The 19,299-nt window shown below is 34.1% G+C and carries 14 protein-coding genes; 3 read left to right on the top strand and 11 right to left on the bottom strand.

The window, feature by feature from the left end; genetic code table 11:
- Position 1 precedes the first annotated feature (1 nt).
- The 6 genes from ccoG to BTO05_RS04380 form a co-directional block, all read right to left on the bottom strand.
- On the bottom strand, positions 2-1,426 hold the full coding sequence (ccoG, locus tag BTO05_RS04405; protein ID WP_087491493.1) for a cytochrome c oxidase accessory protein CcoG: 1,425 nt from the start codon (positions 1,424-1,426) through the stop codon (positions 2-4).
- A gap of 8 nt (positions 1,427-1,434) precedes the next feature.
- A complete protein-coding gene (locus tag BTO05_RS04400; RefSeq protein WP_087491492.1) occupies positions 1,435-2,415 on the bottom strand; it encodes a cbb3-type cytochrome c oxidase N-terminal domain-containing protein in 981 nt (326 codons plus the stop codon).
- Positions 2,412-2,597, bottom strand: coding sequence for a CcoQ/FixQ family Cbb3-type cytochrome c oxidase assembly chaperone (locus tag BTO05_RS04395; protein WP_087491491.1), 186 nt, complete (start codon positions 2,595-2,597; stop codon positions 2,412-2,414). Before BTO05_RS04395 ends, BTO05_RS04400 begins: the two co-directional genes overlap by 4 nt.
- 6 nt (positions 2,598-2,603) lie before the next feature.
- Complete coding sequence (gene ccoN / locus BTO05_RS04390; protein ID WP_087491490.1) at positions 2,604-4,796, bottom strand: cytochrome-c oxidase, cbb3-type subunit I; 2,193 nt, start codon at positions 4,794-4,796, stop codon at positions 2,604-2,606.
- 24 nt (positions 4,797-4,820) lie between these two features.
- A complete protein-coding gene (gene ccoS / locus BTO05_RS04385) occupies positions 4,821-4,985 on the bottom strand; it encodes a cbb3-type cytochrome oxidase assembly protein CcoS (RefSeq protein ID WP_087491489.1) in 165 nt (54 codons plus the stop codon).
- 80 nt (positions 4,986-5,065) lie between these two features.
- On the bottom strand, positions 5,066-7,438 hold the full coding sequence (locus tag BTO05_RS04380; protein ID WP_087491488.1) for a heavy metal translocating P-type ATPase: 2,373 nt from the start codon (positions 7,436-7,438) through the stop codon (positions 5,066-5,068).
- 108 nt (positions 7,439-7,546) lie between these two features.
- On the opposite strand from BTO05_RS04380, the gene BTO05_RS04375 reads away from it, so the two are divergent.
- Complete coding sequence (locus tag BTO05_RS04375) at positions 7,547-8,224, top strand: Crp/Fnr family transcriptional regulator (RefSeq protein ID WP_087491487.1); 678 nt, start codon at positions 7,547-7,549, stop codon at positions 8,222-8,224.
- Positions 8,225-8,301: 77 nt separating this feature from the next.
- Here the strand turns inward: BTO05_RS04375 and BTO05_RS04370 are convergent, their stop codons facing one another.
- Complete coding sequence (locus tag BTO05_RS04370) at positions 8,302-10,254, bottom strand: S9 family peptidase (RefSeq protein WP_087491486.1); 1,953 nt, start codon at positions 10,252-10,254, stop codon at positions 8,302-8,304.
- Positions 10,255-10,274: 20 nt separating this feature from the next.
- Positions 10,275-13,460: a WD40/YVTN/BNR-like repeat-containing protein gene (locus BTO05_RS04365; protein WP_087491485.1), complete on the bottom strand. Its 3,186-nt coding sequence runs from the start codon at positions 13,458-13,460 to the stop codon at positions 10,275-10,277.
- A gap of 117 nt (positions 13,461-13,577) precedes the next feature.
- On the opposite strand from BTO05_RS04365, the gene BTO05_RS04360 reads away from it, so the two are divergent.
- Positions 13,578-14,726, top strand: a complete 1,149-nt coding sequence (locus tag BTO05_RS04360; RefSeq protein ID WP_087493288.1) for a vWA domain-containing protein — start codon at positions 13,578-13,580, stop codon at positions 14,724-14,726.
- 86 nt (positions 14,727-14,812) lie between these two features.
- The gene (locus BTO05_RS04355) at positions 14,813-16,276 is read left to right on the top strand and encodes a magnesium chelatase (RefSeq protein WP_087491484.1); all 1,464 of its coding nucleotides are present in this window, start codon (positions 14,813-14,815) and stop codon (positions 16,274-16,276) included.
- A gap of 6 nt (positions 16,277-16,282) precedes the next feature.
- Here the strand turns inward: BTO05_RS04355 and BTO05_RS04350 are convergent, their stop codons facing one another.
- From BTO05_RS04350 to BTO05_RS14235, 3 genes are read right to left on the bottom strand one after another with little or no spacing between them, the layout of a single operon-like run.
- The gene (locus tag BTO05_RS04350; RefSeq protein WP_087491483.1) at positions 16,283-16,855 is read right to left on the bottom strand and encodes a YdeI/OmpD-associated family protein; all 573 of its coding nucleotides are present in this window, start codon (positions 16,853-16,855) and stop codon (positions 16,283-16,285) included.
- Positions 16,855-18,495 (bottom strand): M1 family metallopeptidase, encoded by a 1,641-nt coding sequence (locus BTO05_RS04345; RefSeq protein ID WP_087491482.1) that lies wholly within the window; start codon positions 18,493-18,495, stop codon positions 16,855-16,857. Before BTO05_RS04345 ends, BTO05_RS04350 begins: the two co-directional genes overlap by 1 nt.
- Positions 18,496-18,497: 2 nt before the next feature.
- Positions 18,498-19,256, bottom strand: a complete 759-nt coding sequence (locus tag BTO05_RS14235; protein WP_157662537.1) for a M23 family metallopeptidase — start codon at positions 19,254-19,256, stop codon at positions 18,498-18,500.
- Positions 19,257-19,299: the final 43 nt, after the last annotated feature.

Raw genomic sequence — 19,299 nt, 5'->3', positions numbered from 1 at the left:
TTTAATTGTAACTTCTTGGACCTAAGAAACCTATACTAGTAGTTTCAATAAGTTTTTTGTTGCTATAAACGTCTATTGTTAATTTGTTTTTATCACCAGACAAATCACTTTTGTTTAATTCTATAAAAAGTGTGCCTTCTGCAATGTCTTGTGCTTTTAAGCTAAAACTATCTGAATTAGAGACTAATTTAATTTCGCCTTCTTTATTTCTAATTTTAAAGCTTATGTTTTCGATATCTTGTGATGTCTTATTGACCAATTTATAGGTGTAGACATTACTAATAATATTTTCTCCCTTTTGCTCATATAGTTGTCCTGGTAATCTCAATATATTTGCTTCTACATCATTTCGAAGCATTAGCATACCAAATAAAATACCAGTTAAAATTGTAAGGACTGCGATATAACCCTTCATTCTAGCTGTTATCTTAAACTTTGTTTTGTTCTCAATATTTTCTTCGCTAGCATAACGAATTAATCCCTTTGGAAGATTTATTTTTTCCATTACGGTATCACACTCATCAATACAAGCGGTACAGTTTACACACTCTAATTGGGTACCGTTTCGGATATCAATTCCTGTTGGGCAGACATGGACACATTGCATACAATCAATACAATCACCATGACCTAGTGCTTGTCTATCTTCATTTTTTCGGAAAGACTTTCTGCCATTTTCTGCTTCACCACGTTTGTAGTCATAAGCGACAACTATAGATTTTGTATCTAATAAGACACCTTGTAAGCGTCCATATGGACAGGCAATAATGCAAACTTGCTCTCTAAACCAAGCAAAAACAAAATAAAATACAGCAGTAAATATTAGTAATGAAATTAAGGTGCTTGAGTGTTGTAATGGACCTTCCGAAATATAGCTTAGTAGTTTGTCTCCACTAATTAAATAAGCTAAAAACACATTGGCAATTAAAAAGGAAATCACTAAGAAAATGAACCATTTAAAGACACGCTTTTTTATCTTTTCGGCATCCCATTTTTGCTTAGCTAACTTACGTTGTTTGTTTCTGTCACCATCAATCCAGAATTCAATTCTGCGAAACACCATTTCCATAAAAATGGTTTGTGGGCAAACCCAACCACAGAAAATACGTCCAAATCCAACAGTGAAAAATGTAATAAAAATGACTAAAATTATCATTGAGATTACAAACAAATGAAAATCTTGAGGCCAAAACGGAAAACTAAAAATATTGAAACGACGCTCCAAAACATTAAACATCAAAAACTGATTGCCGTTAATTTTTACAAATGGTGCAGCAAATAAAAATGCAAGTAAAATATAACTTACTAGTTTTCGTTTTTCCCAAAACGGACCTGACGGTTTTTTTGGAAACACCCAACTACGTTTGCCATCTTCACCGATGGTTCCAATAGAATCTCTAAAGACTTCGTTACTTGGGGTCTCCATTTTTTACTTTATTTATTAGATGCAATGGTTTTACCTTCAGTAATAACATCTGCTTCTGTATCTTCAGTAGTTTCTTCACTTTCAGTACTAGGAGCTTCTTCTGCTGCTGTTTCATCAACCCAGATTTCACCCTCAGCAGCTTTAGGTTCTGCAGGACTTGTGCCTTCAAATTGTAAGACATAACTAGCTACCTGTGCCATTTCAAATGGTTTTAGACCTTCAGTTCTCCATGATACCATACCTTTTCCGTCACGACCACCTTCAGAAATTGTTTTAAATACATTTTTGATGCCACCGCCAAGTATCCAATGTTTATCCGTTAAATTAGGACCAATTCCACCACCACCATCGGCTTTATGACAAACTGCACATTTGGCAACAAAAATTGCTTCTCCAGCTTTTAAATCTGATGCATCAGCTAATAATTCTACTGTATTTACACCTACCAAGTCTTTTGCGTTCTTTTTGTATTCTTCAATGGCACGCTGGGCTTCTGCATATTCGATTTCGAATTCTACAAATTGGTCATCTGCATTTAATACATGATATCGTACCATATATATAATACCAAAAATTATGGTAATGTAAAAGCTATAAACCCACCATGGCGGTAAGTTGTTATCTAGCTCTTTTATGCCATCGTAATTATGATCAAGTATAATTTCGCCTTCTTCTTCTATAGGTTTTGTACCTACAAGTTTCGTGTAAGTATTTTTTAACCATAATACGAGTTTAGAAGGTTCTTTTTGTTTTGCTAGATATCTTGCTTTGGCTTCTTCATCTAAACTTTGAAAAAGCACATTTTCCATTGCGGACACGATACTTTCAATTGCAATCAATATGACCAAAACGAGTAATAAAAATACCAATACTACTGGTTTTTCCATGAATGCAGGTTGGTCTCCTGATTCTACAAAATATTCTGTCAGACCAGCGATAATAAAAAATATAGCTGGTATTCTTATGTATGAAGGGATTAACTTTCTCATGATAATGTTTCGTTTTGGTTATCTAAAGGTAGATTACTCACCTTAGTGATGTAGTCTTTCTTTGCTGTAAATACCCAATAAAAGAGTGTTACAAAAAAGATAAAAAATATGAGTAGCGATATCATAGGGTATATTTCTATACCTGTGATAGTTTCGAGATGGCCTTTTATAAATTTGAACATAATACGTTAGTTTTTAGTAGTTTCTTCAATAATTTCTTTCACTTTTATATCTGTGCCTAAACGCTGTAGATAAGCTATAAGCGCTACAATTTCACGATTCTTCATTTCTACAAAATCAGAATCACCTGAAGCTTTATCTGCCTCATAACTTTTTACAAAGTCAGGGTCATCGTAAAGATTCTTTTCTATACTGGCACCTTGCTCTAACATAGATTTTTGTGCGTTAGCAATTTCTTCTTCAGAGTAAGGAACACCTAATGTTACCATAGCTTCCATTTTCTTTTCGGTCATGGATTTATCTAACTCATTTTTAATAAGCCATTGGTAACGTGGCATAATTGATTTTTCGTTCATCGCCTGTGGGTCGTACATGTGACTTAAGTGCCAACTGTCTGTATATTTTCCACCAACACGATGTAAATCAGGACCTGTACGTTTACTTCCCCATAGGAATGGGTGATCATACACATATTCTCCTGCTTTTGAGTATTCGCCATAACGCTCTACTTCACTTCTAAAAGGACGTACCATTTGTGAGTGACAGCCAACACAACCTTCACGGATGTAAATGTCTCGTCCTTCTAATTCTAGAGGTGTGTATGGCTTTACACTACTAATTGTTGGAATATTAGATTCGACAACCAGTGTTGGAATAATTTGTACTATACCACCAATTAAAATAGCAACTGTTGCATAAACTGTTAACAGAACTGGCTTACGTTCTAACCAAGTGTGCCAACCCTCGCCAGCGACACGACGTTTTGAAACACGCTTTAAAGCTGGTGCTTCAGCAAGCTCGTCAGTAACTTTAACTTCAGCACGTCTTACAGTCATAATAACGTTATAAACTAGAACTAACATACCGGTTATGTAAAGTGTACCACCAATAGCTCGCATCCAATACATTGGCATAATTTCAGTAACAGTTTCTAAGAAGTTACCATAAACTAATGTTCCGTCTGGCTGAAATTGTTTCCACATACTTGCTTGTGCAAATCCAGCAACATACATTGGTAATGCGTATAATATGATACCTAATGTACCAATCCAGAAATGTACATTGGCTGAGCCTATTGAGTATAGTTTTGTTTTAAATAATCGCGGTATTAGCCAGTATATCATACCAAAGGCTAAGAACCCATTCCATGCTAAAGCACCTACGTGTACGTGAGCAATAATCCAATCCGTAAAGTGTGCAATTGCATTAACATTTTTTAATGAAAGCATTGGGCCTTCAAAAGTTGCCATACCATAACCAGTAATTGCGACTACCATGAATTTTAAAACGGGATCAGTACGTACTTTGTCCCAAGCTCCACGTAGAGTTAACAGTCCATTAATCATACCACCCCAAGACGGTGCGATAAGCATTACAGAGAATGCTACACCTAAATGTTGTGCCCATTCTGGTAAAGCTGTGTATAATAAGTGGTGAGGTCCAGCCCAGATATAAATAAATATTAACGACCAGAAGTGAACAATAGATAGTCTGTAAGAATATACAGGTCTATTGGCAGCTTTTGGTACAAAGTAATACATTAAACCTAAGAATGGTGTTGTTAAGAAGAATGCAACCGCATTGTGTCCGTACCACCATTGTACTAATGCATCTTGTACGCCAGCATATACAGAATAACTTTTTAGACCACTAACAGGAATTTCTAAGCTATTAAAAATATGAAGTACAGCTACTGTCACAAAAGTTGCTAAGTAAAACCAAATAGCCACATAAAGGTGACGTTGACGACGTTTTAGTATAGTACCAATTAAGTTAACACCAAAGGCTACCCAAATTAATGCAATAGCAATATCAAAAGGCCATTCTAGTTCTGCATATTCTTTTGATGTTGTATAACCTAAAGGCAATGTAATTGCTGCACCAACTATAAGTAATTGCCAAGCCCAAAAATTAAAATTACTTAGCATATCGCTAAACATTCTAGCTTTTAAGAGACGTTGGGTAGAGTAGTAGACACCTGCAAAAATAGCGTTACCTACAAAGGCAAATATAACTGCGTTTGTGTGTAATGGTCTTAAACGTCCAAAACTTAGCCACGAAATACCGTCAGTCATGTTAGGGAATAAAAACATAAATGCGAGTATAAGACCCACAAGCATACCAACAACTCCCCAAAGTATCGTCGCATAGAGGAATTTTTTAACGATTTTGTTATCGTAATAAAATTGTTGAATTTCCATAGTTAGTGTAATTGATTTATTTAGTTATTTCTTTTTTTCTGGTTTTACCAATTCGTCTTCAAAAAGCATACGCACAGATGGCGTATAACTATCGTCGTATTGTCCTGATTTTACAGCAAAAACAAAGACTGCAAAAAAAACAATAGCAACTATAATACTGACTGCTAATAATATATATATAACGCTCATACCTATTTGAAGTTATGGTTCAAAAATACTGTTGAACCTTTTTTTAAAACATGACATTTATCATATCTAATCATTTTTTATCATTTTAATCGGTTACCCAAAACGTTAGTAGCAAGCGTTGTAAATACAACGATACTAATAGAACTTAAGGGCATTAAAATCGCAGCAACGACAGGCGCTAATTGGCCAGTAACTGCAAAATATAATCCGATTATGTTATAAAAGAATGAAAGTAAAAAACTCCACTTTATAATTTTTATAGCTGATTTTGAAGCTCTTATGTAATTGAATAACTGTTTAAATTTTGAGGCATCTAAAATCCCGTCACAAGCAGGCGAAAAGACATTGACATCTTCAGAAATGACAATACCGACATTACTTTGAGCTAGTGCACCAGCGTCATTTAGTCCATCACCAATCATTAAGACTTTTGCGCCTTCGTTTTGATGGTGTTTGATATAATCGAGTTTATCCTCTGGTTTTTGATTAAATATTAGTTTCGTTTTTGACGGTAATAATTTTTTTAAATTTTCGCGTTCTCCTTCATTATCTCCTGACAAAATAACTAGGTCGTAGTTAGATTTTAGTTGATTAAATAATTTAGAAACACCTTTTCTATAACTATTATAAAAGGTGAATTTTCCCTTATAAGTATTATTGCTGCTAATATGAACAGTTGTGTTTAAAACTTTTTTTTCGGTTGTATTACCCACAAAATTTGCTGAGCCAATTTTAAGATTTATATCATTGTGTTTGGCTTCAATACCTTGACCTATGTACTCTTCAAAAGTATCTAAACTAACAATATCATTTGCTTTTAATATGTCATAAAGTGTTCTACTAAGCGGATGATTAGAGCCACGAAGAGAGTTTTTTAGTACCAGCGATTCGTCATCAGATAACGTCTCACCATCATATTCGGCTGTACTAGTTTTATTAGAAGTTATCGTACCAGTTTTGTCAAAAATAATAGTATCTATTTGTGCTAACTGTTCGATAACACTCGCATTTTTAATGTAGAATTTTTGTTTGCCTAAAATCCGTAGTAGATTTCCAAAAGTAAATGGTGCAGATAATGCAATAGCACATGGACATGCAATTATTAAAACTGCTGTAAAAACATTTATTGCTTTACTAGCATCGAAAAAGAGCCAGTATGCCGTTGCTATAAAAGCTATTGCCAAAATTGCAATCGTAAAGTGTTTACTTATTTTATTAGTTATATTGGTAAAACCGTCTTCTTTATTTTTATTGAATACATCGTTACTCCATAACTGTGTGAGATAACTTTGTTCTACAGACTTAAGAGCTTCTAGTTCTATAACTCCAGCAGTTTGTTTTCCGCCTGCAAATAGTTTATCTCCAGATTTTTTGGATACAGATTGTGATTCTCCTGTTACAAAACTATAATCAATTTTAGCACGACCATTAATTAAAATACCATCCATAGGTATAAGCTCTTCATTTCTAATAAGGATTCTATCACCTTTTTTTATATCATAAACTTGGATAGTTTCTTCTTGGTTGTCTTTTATTTTAGTTACAGCGATTGGAAAGTATGATTTGTAGTCACGTTCAAAAGATAAAAAATCATAGGTTTTTTGCTGAAAGAATTTTCCAACTAATAAAAAGAAAACTAAACCGGCCAAACTATCAAAAAATCCTGAACCTAGGTCAAAAGCTATTTCAATACTACTTCTTATAAATAACACCGAAACCCCAAGAGCAATCGGCACGTCAATATTTAAAATCTTTGCTCTTAGTCCTTTATATGCTGAAATAAAATAGTCTTGGGCAGAGTAGAAAACCACCGGTAGAGACAATGCAAACATAAGCCATCTAAAAAGATGTTTATATTGCTCTAACCAATACTCATTAACTTCAAAGTATTCAGGAAAAGACAAAAACATAATATTACCAAATCCAAATCCGGCAACACCAAATTTGTAGATTAGCGAACGGTTTATATGTTTTTCTGTAGACTTAAAATCGTCCAAACTTATATAGGGTTCGTGACCAATGGTACTTAAAAGGAGTACAACTGATCTTAAGTCAGTCTCTTCCGATTTATAGGTAACCCTAACAGTTTTCTTTCCAAAATTTACTTGAGAGTCTGTAATATTTGGATTCAACTTGTTGAGGTTTTCTAATATCCAAATACACGAACTACAATGGATATGCGGAATATATAGCGTAGCAATTTCTACAGTATCACTTCTAAATTCAGTAAGTTTTTCAATAATATTTTCCTGAGATAAGAAGTCGTATTTGCCTTCGACCTCTTTTGGGATTGCTCCAGGAGAATTTTGTAAATCGTAATAGCATGTTAGCTCATTTTCGCTAAAGATTTCGAAAACAGTCTTACAACCATTACAACAAAATGATTTTTCTTGAAACTCGATTGGATGTTTACCACAATCGTCTCCACAGTGAAAACAGGATGTATTATCCATAAAATTTGCTCATTTATACCTGTAACAAAGATTACATTTCATCTCACTTTAAAATATGATATTTGTCATGTAATTATTATATTTGAAATAGTTGTTAAAACAAAAGGTATGAGTAGATGTGAATCCTGTATAGTTAAAGAGTTTAACTCTTTAAAAGCATTAACCAGAGATGAGTTAATGCGTGTATCCGCTTGTAAAACAGGTAACATTTACAAAAAAGGTCAAGTTATTTTTGAAGAAGGCGAATCTATAAACGGTGTTTACTGTGTAAAAGATGGTGTTTGTAAATTATCTAAGCTTAGTGAAAATGGAAAAGACCAAGTTGTCAAACTGGTTGTCAAAGGTGGCTTATTAGGAAAACGCTCAATAGTATCTAACGAAATTTCGAATTTAAGTGCAACCGCACTTAATGATATGGAAATGTGTTTTATTCCTAAAAGTGAAATCATGACAGATTTACAGAAAAATACTAACTTCACTTTTGATGTTTTACAAAAGATGGCATCAGATTTAAGAGAATCTGAAAATACTTTAGTTGACATGGCACAAAAGCCAGTAAAACAACGTATGGCAGAAACATTACTCTACATTTTAGATGATTTTGGTACTGATGATGAAGGTTATTTAAGTATCGTAATATCTAGAGAAGATTATGCTAGTATAGTTGGAACTGCAACTGAGTCTGCTATTCGTATTTTGTCACTGTTCAAAAAATCAGGATATATATCGACATCTGGTAAGAAGATAAAGATAGAAGACCCAAAATCTTTAAAGTGGATTCAATAATTTTATAATTCACTATTAAATTAAAAGAGCCGATAACTTAGTTATCGGCTCTTTTAATTTATTGTTTAAGACTGCATCTAATTAGTTTCAACTTCAATCTTTTCGTTCATAGGTTCTTGTCCATCTTTTGGTGCACCATCTTTTTTGAGGTATTTGTCTAAAAATTGTACGATACGCTCATTGGCTTCAATTTGGTTTTCTTTTTTCACAAAACCATGACCTTCATCTTCAAATAAAACATATTCGACAGGAACATTATTTTTTCTCACACCAGCGACAATTTCATCAGATTCTACTTGCAAAACACGTGGGTCTTGTGCACCTTGCAATACAATCAAGGGTTTTGTTACCTTATCTGTATGAAAAAGTGGAGAAATACGTTTTAATCTTGTTGAGTCCGCAGAGTATGGATCACCTAACTCTTTATATAAAGATTCTCTGAACGACTCCCAATATGGAGGAATACTTTTTAGAGTCCGCATCCAATTTGTAACCCCAAATAGATTAACACCTACGGCAAATTCTTCGGGTGTATAAGTTAAGGCAGCCATGGTCATATAGCCACCATATGAACCACCAATGATTCCAATTTTATCACCATCAATTTCAGTTTGCTCAGCTAACCAATTTTTACCTTCTACACAGTCTTGTAAATCTTTTTCGCCATGGTTTTTATCATCCATTTGATAAAATGTTTTTCCGTATCCACTACTTCCTCTATTATTTACAGCTAAAACCGCATAACCTTGATTTACCATATACTGAATCAAAGAACTAAATCCTTGACGTGTTTGTCCACCTGGACCACCATGTACCCAAACCATAGCTGGTACTTTATTTTCTGCAGATGCTTGATGAGGTAAGTAATAAATAGCTGGGATTTCTACACCGTCAAAAGACTTAAAACGTACAACTTTGGCAGTGACTAAATCTTCTGCATTAATATCTTTATTTAGTACATTACTAATTCTATGTTGTTCTTTAGTTTCAAAATTATAAGTATATAAGTCAGAAGGTGCATTCGAACCACCAACATACATACGCATTAATTTTTCATCGTTACTAAAACCAACACTAGTTATGCTTTTACCTTCAAAATCTGGTAAATTTATTGGTTGCATGGATTCTGAATCCAAAACTTCAATAGCATTTTTACCATCTTCATTGACAAAAACAACCATGTACTTATTGTTTTTTGTAAAATAACTACTGCTGATGTCCCATTTCTTTTCAAGAACTTTTTTACGTTCTTTAGTGTTAAAATTATAAGACATTAAAACCGAAAATTCTCCACCATCATCTGTGGTGTAATAAAACAATGAATTATCTGCAGAAAAATCTTGAGAACTATTAGCACTTTGATTTTCATTAATTTTTATGTTCTCTTTTGTTTTTGAGTTATAAATAAATAAATCACTATCATTTGTATTAACGCTTTTAGTTAGGGCAAAATAGTTTTCATCATCGGACATACCGCTAAACGTTAAGTTGTCTTCATTTTGGTATAGTATTTCTGATGAAAAATCCTCTAAATTCATTTTATAAACGTCAAAAAATCTTGGATCTCTTTTATTAGAACCAAAGTATAAACTCTTATTGTCTTTTGACCAGCCATAAAAATCTGATTTAGCACCTTTTTCTGGAGTAATATCTTTTACGTTTCCTTCTAAATCTCTTACAAAAAGATGATTTATTTCATCACCATTTCCATCTGCACTAAGTAACATTCGGTTGTCTTCTGGAAAAAAAGCATTTGCAAAAACAGAGGTACTATCTGATTGGGTAATAGCTGTCATTTCTCCTCCTTTTGTAGGAACTGTGTAGACATTATAAATTCCCGAACGGTTACTAGAAACTAGTAGTTGTGAGTTGTCGTATGAAAAACTTCCACCACCAATAGCTTCGTTATCCATAAATTGTTCAATAGAGTATTGCTTAACTTCTCTTTGTGCTTCATCTGTTTTTTTAGCATCTTCCTTACAGGAAAATAAGAGTACAGCAATACAAAAACTTAAAATCTTTGTTTTCATAATGATTGTTTTTAGTTGATTTAATCAATCCCAAATGTTTTGGTATCCTTGAATGGATTAGTCTTCAAAGTTTTCATATCAGCTTCGTAAGATTTCCATTCATTGTTAAAGAATGTATTAGTTTCGTTAAGTAATTCTTTAACGGCGTCTTTTGCATGTTTCATTAAAGTTGTTTCTGTTGTTGTCAAACCAGTTTGACTACTTCTAATATAACCGCTAGCTGTTCGTAAACGTTGTAACGCTGTTACTTCTGGATTACGAGTAATACCTTGACGTTTATCAACTTTACCGAAGTATTTATTTAATAGTTTATCAATAGACTTAACTACAGAATCTGAGGCTTTCATTTGGTCTTTATATGTCTCTTTATCTAGCTTTTTAAGTTCTGATTGATATTTTGAAGCTATATTTTTGCTTTCGACTAGTTGTTTTGAAGCATCTGCAAGGGTTTGCGAAATATTTTCTAACTCTTTTGATGCCGCATAAACTTCATCTATATTTTTTTGAGAAACATTAAGTCTTGGGTCAGATGCTACTTCGACCATAGTTTCAGAAGTCTGGTCACCATAATGCAATACTGCTTTATAAGTACCTGGTTTCACTGAAACACCACCTGGTTCTCTAGTCGATTTTCTAATACGTCTAGAAGGTCTATCTCCACCAGCTTCATCCATATACCAAGTCCATCGTTGCAATCCATTTTCCTTAGGCGCTTTTCTTTTTAAGGTTCTAATTAAACGTGTGCCATCATAAATCTTTAAACTGAGAGAATCCCATTTTACTTTTGTTTCTTCTTGTTCAGAGGTATTATCTTTTTTCTCTTTTTTTGGCTGTTCTTTTTTATTAAAAACATAAGCAAAACGAGCACCACCAGCTCTATTTTCGCCATGATACATAGCGTCTGCACCAAAACGACTTCCTGTTGGTTGTTGGTATGACGCTTGATACGCTGTTGGTGGATCAAATAATGTAATATTTGACTTCATCACTGAAGAGTTACTTGCCATTTCACGTAAAGGTCTAATATCATCTAAGACCCAAGCAGCGCGTCCAAAAGTTCCGATGACTAAGTCATGTTCTCGAGGATGTATTACTAAATCTTTAACCGAAGTTGTTGGGAAACCATTGGTCCATTTAGTCCATTTTTCACCTGCGTTTACAGAAACATATAATCCATCATCAGTACCTAAGAACATGAGGTTTGACTCTTCTAAATCCTCTACAATTGCTAATGTGTAGCTTTGTACATCATTTTCATCTACAATACGTTCCCATGTTTTTCCGTAGTTTTTTGTTCGATAGGCATAAGGTGTGTAGTTAAAACGTCTATAATCGTTAGCTATCAATAGAGCTTCACCTTTATTTTTATTAGACGCTTTAATTTGTGCAATCCAACTACCTTCTGGTAAACCTTTTAGGTTTTTTGACACATCCGTCCAAGAATTTCCACCATCTGTTGTATAATGGACGCGACCATCATCAGTGCCAGCCCAAAGCATATTTTTTTCTACAGGTGATGGTTCAATTACTAAAATAGTACAGTGATTTTCAGCACCAGTAGCGTCCATAGTTAACCCACCACTTTCAGATTGTTTTTGCTTTTCTGGGTTGTTAGTTGATAAATCGCCAGATATAACTGTCCAAGTTTCGCCTTTATCTGTTGATTTATGTACAAATTGGCTTCCGAAATAAATAGTGCTATTATCAAAAGGATCAATATTTATTGCTGAATTCCAGTTGAAACGCAATTGCACATCAGCATCTGGATGTGTTGGACGAACACCATAATTATTTCCAGTTTGCCAATCATAACGACTAACAAATCCTTGTTGACTCATTGACCAACCATAACGACTATCGTCTTTGTCCGGTACTACATCAAAACCATCTCCAAAACTAATCTCTTGCCAATAGCTATTCCGAATTCCTTGAGCACGCCAAACATATGCTGGGCCACGCCAAGAACCGTTATCTTGCATACCGCCATATACATTATAAGGATATTCGTTATCAACTGAAATATGATAAAATTGAGCTACAGGTAAATTACCTATAAAGCGCCACGTTTTGCCACCATCTTTTGTGATATTCATGCCGCCATCGTTTCCGTCTATCATAAAGTTTCCATTCTCTGGATGAATCCACCAAGCATGATGGTCAGGATGCACACCATTATTTGCGCCATAAGCAGGCATTAGTTGATTAAAGTTTTTTCCACCATCTTCAGAAACATTTACATAAGTAAAAACAGAGTATACACGATTTTCATTCTGGGGGTCGACATAGATTTCAGAGTAATAAAAAGGTCTATTTCCAATATCGCTTTTTTTGTTTATCATTTTCCAGTTAAAGCCACCATCTTCACTCTTATAAAGTGCATTCTTTTTTGCTTCAACTAATGCATATACAACATTTGGTTTCCCAGGAGCTATTGCAACTCCAATTCTTCCTAAATCTCCTTTAGGAAAACCTTCTTTATCAGTAATTTTTTTCCATGTTTTTCCGCCATCATGTGTCATTTGTAATGAAGAACCTTCGCCACCTGATTTAAAAAACCATGGGTCACGTTTATGTTCCCACATTGCAACAAACAGCTTGTTTGGGTTTGTTGGGTCCATAACTAAATCTGCAACCCCAGTTTTATTATTAGCGAATAAGATTTTATCCCATGTTTTTCCACCATCAGTCGTTTTAAAAACACCACGCTCTGGATGTTCACCCCAAGGAGAACCAATGGCACCGACATAAACTACGTCTGGATTTGTTGGGTCTACAATGATTCTATGAATATGACGGGTTTTTTCTAAGCCCATAGCCATCCAAGTTTTCCCACCATCAAGTGATTTATAAACGCCATAACCGCCATTAAGTGAGTTACGTGGATTTCCTTCTCCTGTTCCAACCCAAATGACGCTAGGGTTAGATTGTTGTATCTCGACAGCACCAATAGAAGCCGTTAATTCTTTGTCAAAAATCGGTTCCCATTTAATTCCTCCAGAAGTAGATTTCCAAAGACCACCAGATGCAGTACCTACGTACATTACATCGGGATTATTGTTTACAACATCAATCGCAGTTACACGACCAGACATGCCACCTGGACCAATGTTTCTAGGTTCCATGTTTTTAACCATGTCCATTGAGAATTCTTGAGCAGAAAGGAATGTTATGCATATTAGCATAACAAAAGAGAAAAATTGTTTCATTTTAAAAATTGGTTAGTTAGAGTAATGCTTAAAATTAAGGAAAACTATTGAAGGATTTATAAAAGTGATGTTAATGCTTTTAGTAACCACTTATAAAAGCATTATTTTTACATGGCTATGCAGGAAAAAAAGAAAAAAACGGGCTTTGTATTTAAAACATACGAAGCGCCACATCAGTCACCTTTTGACAAGCTTTTTGAAATTTTTAAAGAGTTAATCACTTATACTTCAGGTGATTTTGACGAAGCTATTGATTGGTTACGTCAATTGGATAAAGAATATGAATTAACTACGCCAGATTATAGTATTGATGATTTTATTGAAGATTTAAAGAACAAAGGTTATATCCGCGAAGAAATTGACCCTACTGGTCAAGGCGATGGAGAAGGCGATGGAAAGGGTAGATTAACAATTACTGCTAAAACAGAACGCGCTATCCGACAACAAGCGCTAGATCATATTTTTGGTAAAATAAAACGAAGTGGTGCAGGCAATCATAAAAGTAAAGGTGTTGGCTTAGGAGATGAACATACTGGCGATTTTAGAGCGTATCAGTTTGGAGATGCTTTAGATAAAGTATCAATGACTGAAAGTTTACGAAATGCTCAAGTTAACAATGGAATAGGAGATTTTAATCTTACTGAAGACGATTTGGTTGTTGAAGAAACACTTCATAAAAGCCAGATGAGTACGGTTTTGATGATTGACATCAGCCATAGTATGATTTTATATGGCGAAGACCGTATTACGCCAGCAAAGAAAGTTGCTATGGCGTTGTCAGAATTGATAACCACACGTTACCCTAAAGACTCTATTGAGATTCTAGTTTTTGGGAACGATGCTTGGCCAATTAAAATTAAGGATTTGCCATATCTCAAAGTTGGACCATATCACACAAATACAGTTGCAGGTTTACAATTAGCTATGGATATGCTTCGACGTAAGCGAAACACCAATAAGCAAATTTTTATGATAACTGATGGTAAACCAAGTTGTTTGCGTTTGCCTGATGGTCAATATTATAAAAATAGTAATGGGCTAGACCCATACATCACTAACAAGTGTTATGCTATGGCGCAACAAGCGAGGCGTTTACACATTCCAATTACCACATTTATGATTGCAGAAGACCCATATTTGATGCAATTTGTGCGTGAGTTTACCCAAGCCAATAGAGGTAAAGCATTTTATACAGGTTTGAAAGGATTGGGAGAAATGATTTTTGAAGATTACGAGAATAATAGAAAAAAGAGGATTAAAGGATAAAAAAAGAAATAAGAGAATAGAAAAAAGAAATTAAACCACAAATAGATGTCTATGTCTCTTTATCTTATTTTCTCTAAAATTGAATTATGAAAATAGAAAATATAAAAACACTAGGCGAATTAAAAAAAGCGGGTTATCAATCAAAATCAATAAAAGATGAATTGAGAGATAATTTAATTGAAAATATTAAGAACAAAGTCACAACTTTTGAAGGAATTCATGGTTATGAGAATACCGTGATTCCTGAATTGGAACGGGCGATTTTATCAAGACATAATATTAATTTATTAGGATTACGTGGTCAAGCAAAAACGCGTTTGGCACGTATGATGGTTAAATTATTAGATGAATATATTCCTGTTGTAGAAGGTTCTGAAATTAATGATGACCCATTACAACCGATTTCGAGATTTGCTACAGAATTAATCGAAGAAAAAGGCGATAATACACCAATCACATGGTTGCATCGTGATGAGCGTTTTGCTGAAAAGTTAGCAACACCAGATGTTACTGTGGCAGATATTATTGGAGATGTTGATCCTATAAAAGCAGCTAATTTAAAACTGAGTTATGCCGATGACCGTGTGATTCACTATGGCATGATTCCAAGAGCGAATCGTTGTATTTTTGTAATAAATGAATTACCAGATTTGCAGGCTCGAATCCAAGTAGCATTGTTTAATATTCTACAAGAAGGTGATATACAGATAAGAGGATTTAAGTTACGCTTGCCTTTAGATATGCAATTTGTGTTTACAGCAAACCCTGAAGATTATACCAATCGTGGTAGTATTGTAACGCCTTTAAAGGATAGAATTGGAAGTCAGATTTTGACGCATTACCCAGATAATGTAGATACGGCAAGAACTATAACAGCACAAGAAGCACGATTAGATGAGCGACAGTCAGAAGCAATTCATATTCCAGATTTAGCAAAAGACTTATTAGAACAGATCAGTTTCGAAGCTCGCGAAAGCGAATACGTAGATGTAAAAAGTGGTGTGAGCGCAAGAATGAGCATCACAGCATTTCAGAATTTATTAAGTACTGCAGAGCGTCGTTCATTACTTAACGGTGATACTAATACGTCTGTAAGATTATCTGATTTTACTGGGATTATTCCTGCAATAACTGGTAAGGTAGAATTGGTTTACGAAGGAGAGCAAGAAGGCGCCGATTTTGTAGCGAATGCTTTATTAGATAGTGCCATTAAAACCTTATTCCCAAGGTATTTTCCGAAGGTTGAAAAACTACAGAAACAAGACGAAGAAACACCCTATGATGATTTAGTGTCATGGTTTTTTAATAGCGATGGTTTTGAGCTTTTAGACAACCTCAATGATGCTGTATATAAAGCTAAATTAGATGAGGTAACACCGCTTGACGCTTTGCTTGCAGATTACCAACCAGATATTGAAAAAGAAGACGTCTATTTTGAAAAAGAGTTTATTCTTTGGGGACTAACACAATTTAAAAAATTGAGTAAATACAAATATTCAGAAGGATTAAAGTTTCAAGATCCGTACGGAAGCTATATTAATGGGTTGTAAAAAAATTCACCAAGTATCTCGACTTTTTATATTAGCATCGCAGAGTCTTATTATTTCTGCGATTCTTTTTTGTTTTGTGTCTTCACGTTTTGCACTAGTTAACCATGATAAGTAACTTTTTCTATAACCTTTAGAGAAGTTTTGATAGTTTTCAAAAGCGCGTTGGTTGTTATCTAAAGCTTGCTGAAGATTCTCTGGGATAATGCCATTCTCAACATCATCCATAGCTGTCCACGTACCAGTTTTTTTTGCTAAATCAATCATTTTCCATCCAGCATCTTGAATTAATTTTTTTTCTTCAAGCTCGATAATATACTTTTTGTTTAGAGCACTCCAAGTACTTTTCGGGTTACGATGAGTGAAGTATTGGATGCGTTTTCCATCACCTAAACTCTTTACAGTGGCATCAATCCAACCAAAACACAATGCTACTTTTACTGCCTCTTCCCAACGCATGGTTGGTCTTTTGGTTTCAAGTTTGTAGAAGACCAAATACACAGCTTTGTAACTATCATGATTAGTAAGTAACCAATCGTACCAATCGATATCACGCTCAAAATAGAGTTCAGGGAATTCCATTATAATTTTTTAGTATCAATATAGAAGTTTCTATCTACAACAATTACTTCTGTTTTTATAGGTGTAGATTTCCATTTGGTTTCAGGAAAAAATAATGACGTCTCGTTATCTAAAGTTATTTTTACTGGCATATCAAAACCATCTATAACATTAGACCATTTGTAGAAGAATTTATCGTCTTCAAATTTATAGTCTAGTCTTGGGATTTTTTCAGTTCTTAAATATTGGTCAAATATGGATGTAAGACTAGTCCATGAGTAGTTGTTAATATAATCTTCGACCTGTTTAGTTGTTACTGTTTGATGGTAAAATTCTTCGTTTAGTCCTCTTAGAATTTCACGCCATAAATCGTCATCTTCAATGATTTGTCTGATGGTATGCAATAAATTAGCACCCTTATAATACATGTCACTAGAGCCTTCTTTATTAACATTGTATTTGCCGATTAATGGTCTGTCATTTCTGATATTAGCTCTAGTGCCAATAACATAATCAGCAGACGCTTCTTTACCGTAGTAATAGTCTAAAAACAAATTTTCTGAATAAGCGGTAAAACCTTCATGAATCCACATATCGGCAACATCTTTATTAGTGATGTTATTTGCAAACCACTCATGACCAGCTTCATGTATAATTATAAAGTCAAATTTTAAACCCCAACCAGTTCGCGACAAATCGCTTCCCAAGTAGCCTTTTTTGTATTGATTACCATAGGTTACAGAACTTTGATGTTCCATACCAAGATATGGAACTTCAACCAACTTAAAGCTGTCTTCGTAAAATGGATAAGGTCCAAACCAATGCTCAAAAGCTTTAATCATTTTAGGAGCATCTTTAAAATGCTCTTTTGCTTTTTCAAGATTATCTTTTAGTACCCAGTAATCCATGTCAAGGTTACCATTTTCACCTTTATAAACTTCTGAAAAGTTTACGTAATCTCCTATGTTTACATTGACGCCATAGTTATTGATTGGATTATTAACATACCAATGAGACTTTACTTTGTCTCCTAAATCTTCGAGTTTACGCAATCTACCGTTAGATATGTTTGTTAAGCCTTTTGGGTTAGTAACACTTATAAGCATACTGTCTACTTCGTCGTACATGTGGTCTTTATTTGGCCACCAAACACTGGCGCCTAAACCCTGATTAGACGTGGCTATAAAATGCTTTCCGTTATTATCTTTTTTCCATGAAAACCCGCCATCCCAAGGTGCACGTTTAGCTTCTCTAGGAAAACCTTTGTAATGCACTATTACCGAATTAACATCGCCTATGTTTTGCTTTTCTTCAAGTTGAATAAAATGCGCATTTCCATCATGATTTACATCTAGTTCTTTACCGTTTTGAACGACTTTGGTAATTTCCATGGGTGACTGTAAGTCTATCTGTATAGACTGATTAGGTTTCAAAACTTTATATTGAATGGTGTTTTTTCCTGAAATAAATTTTTCATCAGGTTTTACCTCAATATCTAGATGGTAGTAAGTTAAATCCCACCATTCGCGCTCTGGAGTAATACTTCCTCTAAGTGTGTCTTGTCTTGTGAAATTATTTTTTTTATTAAGCAAACCTTGAGCCATGCCTAAAGAAGAGGATAAGATTATTCCTGTAAACAGAATGTGTTTTAATATTTTCATTTTTAGTTCTTGGTTAAAATATGACCACGTTTTATATTTTTTGCGGGTATAGAATCTAAAATTATAGGAATTGACTCTAGTCCATTTACTTCGGGTTTATATACACCAAAGTGTAAATGTGGAGACGTAGACCATCCTGTAAATCCGGATAATGCTATAGGTTGTTTAGCTTTTACAGAATCTCCAACTTTTACCAAATTGCCATATTGTTTGATATGTACATATTGGGAGAATGTATTGTTTTTATGATACAACATAACATAATTGCCATATTTTTTGAAGCTTTCTGTAGTTCCTTGTTTATTATGTTCAGATACAATTTTTACAACAATACCATCTTTTGCAGCTACAATAGTATCACCAACTGCCATTTCGAAATCTAAACATTTAGCCGAAAAAGAGCCATGATGAGAAAAATCGCCATCATAGCCTTGTATCACAAGTGATTCATATCCTTTTTGAAAAGGTAAAGTATACATTTGATTGGTATCATTTTCTTGATATGGATATCTTCCGTAATATCCTGCAAATTTGTAACGCTTAAGTATCTTATTAGAATCAATTTCGTTCTTCGGATATTTAAGGATTACAGATTCCCCTTTTGACTCGAGTTGATTCAATATTTCTTTATTTGTTTTTCTATGTATAGCTTTTACATAAAGTGGACAGTGTAATTTATTTTTTGAAATCACATAAATAGAATCGTTTTCGACTTTGAAATCTATAAAGCTAGGTGATGTTATTTTTTTTGAACAACTCACAAACACTAGTATTATAAAGCAAATACAGAAACAATTTCTAATC

This window comes from Winogradskyella sp. PC-19, assembly GCF_002163855.1.
Taxonomy (GTDB): Bacteria; Bacteroidota; Bacteroidia; order Flavobacteriales; family Flavobacteriaceae; genus Winogradskyella.
This window is presented reverse-complemented; position numbering and strand designations above follow the sequence as displayed.

Bases quoted from the DNA above. Each gene is read 5' to 3' on its own strand.
- BTO05_RS04345 (WP_087491482.1), bottom strand. From the start codon at position 18,495: ATGAAAATATTAAAACACATTCTGTTTACAGGAATAATCTTATCCTCT.
- ccoG (WP_087491493.1), bottom strand. From the start codon at position 1,426: ATGGAGACCCCAAGTAACGAAGTCTTTAGAGATTCTATTGGAACCATC.
- BTO05_RS04350 (WP_087491483.1), bottom strand. From the start codon at position 16,855: ATGGAATTCCCTGAACTCTATTTTGAGCGTGATATCGATTGGTACGAT.
- ccoN (WP_087491490.1), bottom strand. From the start codon at position 4,796: ATGGAAATTCAACAATTTTATTACGATAACAAAATCGTTAAAAAATTC.
- BTO05_RS04365 (WP_087491485.1), bottom strand. From the start codon at position 13,460: ATGAAACAATTTTTCTCTTTTGTTATGCTAATATGCATAACATTCCTT.
- BTO05_RS04395 (WP_087491491.1), bottom strand. From the start codon at position 2,597: ATGTTCAAATTTATAAAAGGCCATCTCGAAACTATCACAGGTATAGAA.
- ccoS (WP_087491489.1), bottom strand. From the start codon at position 4,985: ATGAGCGTTATATATATATTATTAGCAGTCAGTATTATAGTTGCTATT.
- BTO05_RS04370 (WP_087491486.1), bottom strand. From the start codon at position 10,254: ATGAAAACAAAGATTTTAAGTTTTTGTATTGCTGTACTCTTATTTTCC.
- BTO05_RS04360 (WP_087493288.1), top strand. From the start codon at position 13,578: ATGCAGGAAAAAAAGAAAAAAACGGGCTTTGTATTTAAAACATACGAA.
- BTO05_RS04355 (WP_087491484.1), top strand. From the start codon at position 14,813: ATGAAAATAGAAAATATAAAAACACTAGGCGAATTAAAAAAAGCGGGT.
- BTO05_RS04400 (WP_087491492.1), bottom strand. From the start codon at position 2,415: ATGAGAAAGTTAATCCCTTCATACATAAGAATACCAGCTATATTTTTT.
- BTO05_RS04375 (WP_087491487.1), top strand. From the start codon at position 7,547: ATGAGTAGATGTGAATCCTGTATAGTTAAAGAGTTTAACTCTTTAAAA.
- BTO05_RS04380 (WP_087491488.1), bottom strand. From the start codon at position 7,438: ATGGATAATACATCCTGTTTTCACTGTGGAGACGATTGTGGTAAACAT.